The sequence below is a fragment of the Caulobacter endophyticus genome, assembly GCF_003116815.1.
GTDB lineage: Bacteria > Pseudomonadota > Alphaproteobacteria > Caulobacterales > Caulobacteraceae > Caulobacter > Caulobacter endophyticus.
In genome coordinates this window covers 1-1,358 of the sequence record NZ_QDKQ01000008.1, presented here as the reverse complement: position 1 = coordinate 1,358, position 1,358 = coordinate 1, and the positions used below count along the sequence as shown (strand labels likewise).

2 protein-coding genes are annotated in these 1,358 nt (G+C 65.1%); one reads left to right on the top strand and one right to left on the bottom strand.

Annotated elements, in window-relative coordinates; genetic code table 11:
• Window positions 1-153: 153 nt before the first annotated feature.
• Window positions 154-492 (bottom strand): P-II family nitrogen regulator, encoded by a 339-nt coding sequence (locus DDF67_RS00730; RefSeq protein ID WP_035046383.1) that lies wholly within the window; start codon window positions 490-492, stop codon window positions 154-156.
• A 315-nt stretch (window positions 493-807) separates the two neighbouring features.
• Between DDF67_RS00730 and DDF67_RS00725 the strand changes: the two genes are divergently transcribed.
• Window positions 808-1,158 (top strand): DMT family protein, encoded by a 351-nt coding sequence (locus DDF67_RS00725; RefSeq protein WP_109099068.1) that lies wholly within the window; start codon window positions 808-810, stop codon window positions 1,156-1,158.
• Window positions 1,159-1,358: the final 200 nt, after the last annotated feature.

The following is a 1,358-nucleotide window of genomic DNA, read 5'->3' as shown; positions in this document are numbered from 1 at the left end:
GCCTCGGCGGGCGCGGCGGCGGCGGCCGGAGCGGCCTCCTGGGCGAAGGCGGTCGCGCCGAGCGGCGCCCCCGCGAGCGTCGCGGCGAGCATCAGCCCGGCCAGCGGCTTAAAGGTCAATTTCATCGTTGGTATCCCCTTTCCCCGACGATCGTTACAGAGCGGCCGGGCCGGTTTCGCCCGTCCGGATGCGTACGGCTTCTTCGACATTGAGGACGAAGATCTTGCCGTCGCCGATCTTGCCCGTGGCCGCGGCGGCCTTGACCGCTTCGACCGCCTTGGCCGCGGACGCATCGTCCACCACGGCTTCCAGCTTCACTTTCGGCACGAAGTTCACTTGGTACTCCGCGCCGCGATAGATCTCGGTCTGGCCCTTCTGGCGGCCGTAACCCTTCACTTCCGACACCGTCAGGCCTTCGACGCCGGCGGCGACCAGCGCCTCGCGGACCTCGTCCAGCTTGAAGGGTTTGACGACCGCTATGATCAGTTTCATCCGGCTTGCTCCGGCCCGCCTTCGGCGGACCCCCCTTTGTTGATAGCTAGAGCGGATTTGCTCACTCGATCACCGCGACGCCGCCGGACAGGCCGCGTCGTTTCCCCGGCGCTCGCACGCTATCGGTGACGGTTCCTCCAGCGGGGGCGCCGGGTAGGCAATTGGAAAGGAAAGAGGCAAGGCGCCCGAAAAAGTATCATCGGTCGCTCAGTTTGCGCGCTTCTACGGCAATTACGTCGTCCAGCGCCGCCGTGGCGCGGGGCGTCGCGCAACGTCTACAATGGCCGCTCTTCCGCCGTTCCGAAGGATTCTCCGATGACGCCCCTGTGGGCCAAGATCGCCCTCTGGGCGCTGCTCGTCTGCTCGAACGTGTTCATGACCTATGCCTGGTACGGTCACCTGAAGGGCAAGCCCCTGGCCTTGCCGGTAGCGATCCTCAGCAGCTGGTTGATCGCGCTTCCCGAGTACATGCTGGCGGTTCCTGCCAACCGCATCGGCCACGGCGTCTATTCCACGGCTCAGCTTAAGACCGGCCAAGAAGCGATCACGCTGATCGTCTTCACGTTGTTCTCCTATTTCTATCTCGGAGAGACCATCCGCTGGACCACCATGCTGGGCTTCCTGCTGATCTTCGCCGGCGCTGCGCTGGTGTTCTTTTTCAAGTAACGGCGAAGTCTGGATCACGAGGCCGTGATCATCTGCAACGGAGTCGCAATCTGGAGCGTAAAGCCGGCCTGAGTTTCAAGCGAAAGGACCAGGCCATGTATGTGACGCGCTTCCTCTCCGCCGCGGCGGCCATGGCGCTGCTCTCGGGCGTCGCCATCGCCCAGACCGCCGCCCCGGCCGCGCCGGCCCAGCCGCCGGCC